A 5,901-nucleotide genomic window follows, 5' to 3' on the forward strand; every position below is an offset into this window, starting at 1 on the left:
GGCCGGGGTCAGGGAGCGGCTCGCCGGCGACCTCGACGCGCCGGCCGCGCTCGCCCTGGTCGACGCCTGGGCGGCGGCCGGGGGCGACGACCCCGCAGCGCCCGCGCTGGTCCGTGACCTGACCGACGCTTTGCTCGGCGTGGCGCTGTGACCTGCGGTTTCTCGGTTGCGTCCAGCGAACCCTCAAGTTTTCCACAGCCCGCGTTCAAGGTCGGCTGGTTTCGTTGACCGTGCTATAGCGTTGATCGCGAGCCGGTCCTCCGCGGGCGAGCCGGCGCGAGGGGGAATGGTGCGTGTGGTGTTCCGCCGATGGGCCGGCACGGCCGTCGGCGTCCTGGTCGCCGGGCTGCTGATGATGGCCTGTTCGGCGCCGGACAGCGGCGCGACGAGCGGCCGGGCGACGACCGGGTCCAGTGCGGGGTCCGGCGCGGCCACCGCCGCCGCCGTGCCGGACGAGGCGCCCGCGGGCGGCGCGTCGTCGCGGTGGCCGGTGTTCGGGTTCACCCACACGCAGTACACGGCGGACTACGGCGACGACCGCGCCCTCGCCACGGCGCGGCGCGCCATCGCCGGCCAGCGTCTCCTGCAGAACCAGCACATCATGGGGTTCGGCGCGCTCAACCCCGAGCCGAGCCCCGGGCGGTTCGACTTCGCGTCCCTCGACGACCGGATGGACCTGATCCGCAAGACCGGCGGCGTGCCCGTCGTCACGCTGTGCTGCGCGCCCGACTGGATGAAGGGCGGCCGCGCCGGGCGGACCGACTGGGGCCACATCGAGCGGGCGCCCACGCCCGACCACTACCAGGACTTCGCCGACCTCGCCGCCAAGGTGGCCGAGCGGTACCCCTACGTCACGCACTTCATCGTCTGGAACGAGCTGAAGGGCTTCTTCGACGAGGGCAGGCACCGCTGGGACTACGAGGGCTACACCGACATGTACAACCGGGTCTACAAGGCCCTCAAGGCGGTCAACCCCAAGATCCAGGTCGGCGGGCCGTACCCCGTCATGGCCGACTTCGACGCGCCGTCCGAGCTGGAGGGCCCCTGGGGCAACGTGGACCAGCGCGTGCTCGACGTCCTGCGCTACTGGGACAAGCACAAGAAGGGCGCCGACTTCGTGGTCGTCGACGGGTCCGCCGAGACCGACCAGGGCATGATCCCCGACGACTTCGGCGCCCAGGAGAAGTTCTCCGCCGTCAACCAGTGGCTGCACAAGCACATCGGCCTGCCGATCTGGTGGGCGGAGTGGTACCCCGAGCCGGACGACTCGGGCTGGCCGGACGCGAAGCGCGCCGCGGTGGCCGCCGTCTCGATGATCGAGCTCACCCGGACGAAGTCCGCCGCCGTCCTGTACTGGAACCGCCAGGAGGAGGGCGAGAAGTGCCCGCCCGGATGCCTGTGGACCAGTCCCCGGCAACGCGGCGGCGGGCAGCCCACGCTTCTCCTCAAGGCGCTCCAGGGGTTCGCCCGCTGGTTCCCGCTCGGGGTGAAGACCGTCCCCGTCCAGGTGTCGCCCGCCTCGGTCCGGGCGCTGGGCCGGGACGACATGACGGTCGTGGTCAACACCGCGTCGAGCGAGGTCGGCGCCACGGTGAACGGCAAGCGCCTGAACCTCGCCCCCTACGAGGTCCGCTGGGTCCCGCGCACCTCCTCCTGACCGCCGGCAGGAGGTGTCCCGGACGCGTGGCCGGCGGCGGCGTGCGGGGAAGCGAGACCTGTCCACCGTGGCCCGGCGCTCGCTGCCGGCTTCACCAGCTCCGCCTCGGCCTGGCCCCGGGCTGGAACGCCCTGGACGCGAGTGAGCACGACCTCAACCGGCTGGGCTTCTGGGTCGGACATGCCGACGGCAACGGCATTCCTGTCGCACTCAGCCTGATCGGCGGCAACCGCAACGACCGCAGTCGGACGCGCGCAGACTCACAGTCGGGATCTCAGCACGTCGATCTCACAGCCCGGCGCGAACGGGTCGAAGCCGTGCTCGACCAGCCAGCGAACCACCAGCAGGCTTCGCAGCGACCACCACCCGCGGATCACGTCGAGGTCGACGTCGGCGCCGTAGCCGGCGACGACGTCGCCGAGGTGCTTCTCGTGTCCGAGCGTCAAGACGGCGAGGTCGAGCAGGGCATCGCCGTGGCCCGCCTCGGACCAGTCGATGATGCCCGTGATCTCGTCGCCGTCGACGAACACGTGAGCGATCTGCAGGTCGCCGTGCGTGAAGACCGGAGCCCACGGCCGGAGCGCGGCCTCGGCGACCTGGCGGTTGCGGGCGACCAGGCCGGCGGGCAGGACGCCGTTCGTCACGAGCCACTCGCACTCGCCGTCGAGTTCCGCCGCCCACTCGTCGATGGTCCGGCCTGCCCGGCCGCGCCGGAGTGGCGACGGCGCGTCGTGCAACCTCCGGATGGCGGCGCCCGCCGCGGCCCACGCCGCCGGGGACGCGGTCGACGGCTCGCCGAGGCGGCCGAGCGCCGTCCCCGGGACCGCGGCGATCGCGAGGACGGGCGGCTTGTGCCACAGGACCTTCGGGGTCGGGACCGGCGCCAGGGCCATCGCCTCGACCTCGACGTCGATGCGCGCCGGATCGGCGTCCACCTTCAGGAACACGTCGCCGACGCGCAGGGTCGCGCGCTCGGAATGGGCGACGACCACTGTGACCTCATCCATGGGCGACCAGTATCCCGGGGACGATCGCCGACGTCGCCGGGTTTTGTCCCGTGCACCGGCGCGGCCGGTCTTGTCCCGCTGCCAAGCGGCCTCGTGCGCGCACGACCGCTGGCCGGTCCACCACGTGGAGCCCGAAGCCGTGGTCACGCCGCAGCGGAAGCCGCTCGCGCGCAGCGCCGCCGATGTCGTCCACGCCGACCTCTCACACGGGCGAGTCGGCGTCCGGAGAACCTGACGCCCTCCATGAGGAAGCAGCGCGACGAGGCGTCCCCGCCGGCGGTGTGGGACGTCGTCGGCCCCGGCGAGCCCCGAGGCGCCCGTCTCGGGGGCGACCCGCCGTCAGGAACTCGCGGGGCATCATTCGCCCGGGCCCTGGCCCGCGCCCTTCCTGCGCGCGCGTGAGGCGCGCAGGTTCGCCATATTGCCGCAGGTGCGGACGTTGTGCCAGACCGCGCTGCCGTTGCGGGAGGCGTCGTAGAAGGCTGTGCGGCACCTGGGTCCTCGGCACAGCTTGAGGTGCGACCAGGAGCCGTCGTGCTGGGCGAGAAGAATCTCCGACCAGACCGCGGACGCCAGCCAGCTCGCACCCGTGCCGGCCGGGAGGATGGCCACGCGCCCCCGCTCGTCGGCGACGAGGTGAGCCTGCGCGCGCGGCAGCACCACGCCGCTCGCGTCGAACGGGCCGGTGGACCGCTCGCCAGGCGGGATCTCGAGCATCCCCTTCACCGCGGTCCGCAGTTCACGCACTGCGTCGAGGTCCGTCGCCGGCAGGGACAGCTCCGGTGGCTCCAGTCCGTGGGCCTGCGCCCACTGACCGGCGGCCCCACTCAGCCAGTGCCGGGCGGTCGTGAGGTCGGCCAGCAGATCCGCCCCGAAACGGGTGACGCCGTGGGTGTTGACCAGCTCCTGCACGAGGGCCAGCCCGCCCGGCGCGGTGCGGGCCTCGAACCTCTCCGTCGCCATCCATGACATAGGCAAAGTCTATTTGACTCCAGTCGCGAGTGCGTCCATGATGACAGAGGCAAAAGTGATTACACCTCAGTCGTTGCATGGCTGGGGGTCCCTCACCGGAACAGGTCATGACCGCGATCAACGGAGCGACCGGCGACCCGCGATCGTCCCGCTCGCCTTCGAGGCGACCGGTCCGCAGCTCGAAGGGCCCGTCGCGGGCTGACATCGACCGCCGAACCGATCCGTCAAAGGAGTACTTTCATGGCACAGCTGGACTATGCGGTGTACGTGGCCCCGTCGAAGGCCGCGGTCTCCGACGACCTTCCCCCGGGCGAGGCGCGGCGGATGTGGTCGCCGACCGCATCGACCCTCATCTACGGCGAGAACGACGCGGTCCTGGTGGATCCGCTCATGACCATCCACGAGTCGCGTGCCCTGGCCGACTGGGTGGCGGCCACCGGCAAGAACGTGACCACCGTCTTCGTCACCCACGCGCACGGCGACCACTTCTTCGGCGCCCCCGCGGTGCTCGAACGCTTCCCGGACGCCACACTCGTGGCCACGCCCGGCGTCGCCGCGCACATGGACGCTCAATGGGGTCCGCGCTGGTTCGACGGATTCTGGGCCCCGCGCTTTCCCGGGCAGATCTCGGATCGGCACGTGGTGGCGCAGCCACTGGCAGCCGACGGACTGGTCGAGCTGGAAGGAGAGCGCCTTCACGCGGTCGAGCTGGGCCACACCGACTCCGACGGCACCAGCGCCCTCCACGTCCCGTCCATCGGGCTGGTCGTCGCGGGCGACGCCGTGTACGGAGACGTCCACCTCTATCTGGCCGAGTCGAAGGGCAACGGCCGGAAGGAGTGGCTCGGCGCCCTGGACGCCATCGAAAGCCTCCGGCCCGCCGCCGTCGTCTCCGGCCACAAGCGTGACGGCGACCCTGACAGCCCGGAGGACATCGGCAGGACCCGCCGCTACATCGAGGACTTCACGGCCGCGGCCGAGAAGGCCGGGAGCCACACCGACCTGTACGAGGCGATGGTCGCCCTCTACCCCGACCGGCGCAACCGCGGCGTCCTGTGGAACTCCGCCAAATCGGTCATGTCCTGAACCGTCCCCGCCCGTGGCACGCGGAGAGGTGGCCGGCCGTCGTCCGGGGAAGGGTCGCCTGGGGTCGTCCGGGCGGGCTGGTCGTCCGGATCGTCCTCGGGACCGCCGCCCTCTTCAGCGGGCCGGGCGCCCCGACCGACCCGCCGCCCGGTCGTACGGCACGAGCCAGGCGGCGGGTGCGTGTGGTCAGCGGGCGGGGGGTCCGTCCGCCAGCACCGCGCGGAGCGTCTCGGCGAACTCCTTGGGCTGCGCGAGGAAGCCGCCGTGGTCGCCGGGGAACTCGACCGGGGTGACACCGAGCAGGCCGGCCAGCGCCACCGAGGTCGGATGTGTGACCAGACCGCCCGAGGATTCGCCGATCCCGACGACGACCCGGCCGGCCCCGGCCGTCACCGCGGCGGCGTCCGGCCGGTAGCGGGTGGTGCCGCGGATCTCGTGGGCGAAGAAGCGGGCGCCGTTGGCGATGTCCTGCTCGGAGAAGTCGCCCGGCGGCTGGGCGGGGGCGCCGCCCTGGCCGTCGTCGAAGCCCGACGTGACCATGAACTTCCCCCAGGCCGCCGGCTGCCCCTCCCGGTGGAAGGTCGCGACGATGTCGTCGATCGCCGCATGCCTGTCGGCGGCGTCCGGCAGCAGGTCGAGCAGGGGAGGCTCGTGCGCGACGAGCGTGCGCACCCGCCCGGGATGCCGCGCGGCGAGCGCGAGACACGTCACCGCGCCGCCGCTGCTGCCGAAGACGTCCGCGGACGCGGCGCCGAGGGCGTCGAGGAGGGCCGCCACGTCGTCGGCCCGCAGGTCGGGCGTGGAGTCCTGCTCCGGGTCGTCGAGGACGCTGCCCGAGATGCCCCGAGGGTCATGGGTGACGACGGTGTGGTCGTCCGCGAGGGCGTCGGCCAGGGGGGCGAAGGCGGCGGCGTCCATGGGCGCCCCCATGACCAGCAGCAGGGGCCCGGAGCCCCGGACCTCGTAGCGCAGGCGCCCGCCCGCGACGTCGACGGTGTGGGTGGTCATGATCGGTCGTCCTTCCGTGAATCGTCGTCTGTGACATGGTGACGCGGATAGGACTCCCGCCGGCCCGCGAAATCGTCGCGGATTCGAAAAAATCTTCGGCGCAGCCGCCTCGCGCCAGCCGCCCCGTCCCGGCCGCCGCCCCGCCCCCGGCGGCCGTCCCCGCTCCAGCGG

The 5,901-nt window shown here is 72.6% G+C and carries 5 protein-coding genes and 1 pseudogene; 3 read left to right on the top strand and 3 right to left on the bottom strand.

The window, feature by feature from the left end:
• Positions 1 to 151 (top strand): annotated as a pseudogene (locus MPTA5024_RS43165) (cysteine--1-D-myo-inosityl 2-amino-2-deoxy-alpha-D-glucopyranoside ligase); the annotation flags it as partial.
• 147 nt (positions 152 to 298) lie between these two features.
• Positions 299 to 1,657, top strand: a complete 1,359-nt coding sequence (locus MPTA5024_RS00700) for a GH39 family glycosyl hydrolase (RefSeq protein ID WP_232326094.1) — start codon at positions 299 to 301, stop codon at positions 1,655 to 1,657.
• Between the two features lie 260 nt (positions 1,658 to 1,917).
• Here MPTA5024_RS00700 and MPTA5024_RS00705 read toward each other — a convergent pair whose 3' ends face one another.
• Both MPTA5024_RS00705 and MPTA5024_RS00710 read right to left on the bottom strand, forming a co-directional pair.
• Complete coding sequence (locus tag MPTA5024_RS00705; protein WP_036318641.1) at positions 1,918 to 2,664, bottom strand: phosphotransferase family protein; 747 nt, start codon at positions 2,662 to 2,664, stop codon at positions 1,918 to 1,920.
• Between the two features lie 357 nt (positions 2,665 to 3,021).
• The gene (locus tag MPTA5024_RS00710; protein ID WP_036318643.1) at positions 3,022 to 3,636 is read right to left on the bottom strand and encodes a CGNR zinc finger domain-containing protein; all 615 of its coding nucleotides are present in this window, start codon (positions 3,634 to 3,636) and stop codon (positions 3,022 to 3,024) included.
• Between the two features lie 240 nt (positions 3,637 to 3,876).
• Between MPTA5024_RS00710 and MPTA5024_RS00715 the strand changes: the two genes are divergently transcribed.
• Entirely contained in the window at positions 3,877 to 4,722 is an 846-nt protein-coding gene (locus tag MPTA5024_RS00715; RefSeq protein WP_036318645.1) for an MBL fold metallo-hydrolase, read from the top strand.
• Positions 4,723 to 4,908: 186 nt separating this feature from the next.
• On the opposite strand, the gene MPTA5024_RS00720 is transcribed toward MPTA5024_RS00715, so the two are convergent.
• Positions 4,909 to 5,730, bottom strand: a complete 822-nt coding sequence (locus MPTA5024_RS00720; protein ID WP_036318648.1) for an alpha/beta fold hydrolase — start codon at positions 5,728 to 5,730, stop codon at positions 4,909 to 4,911.
• Positions 5,731 to 5,901: the final 171 nt, after the last annotated feature.

It is taken from the genome of Microbispora sp. ATCC PTA-5024 (genome assembly GCF_000511135.2).
GTDB lineage: Bacteria > Actinomycetota > Actinomycetes > Streptosporangiales > Streptosporangiaceae > Microbispora > Microbispora corallina.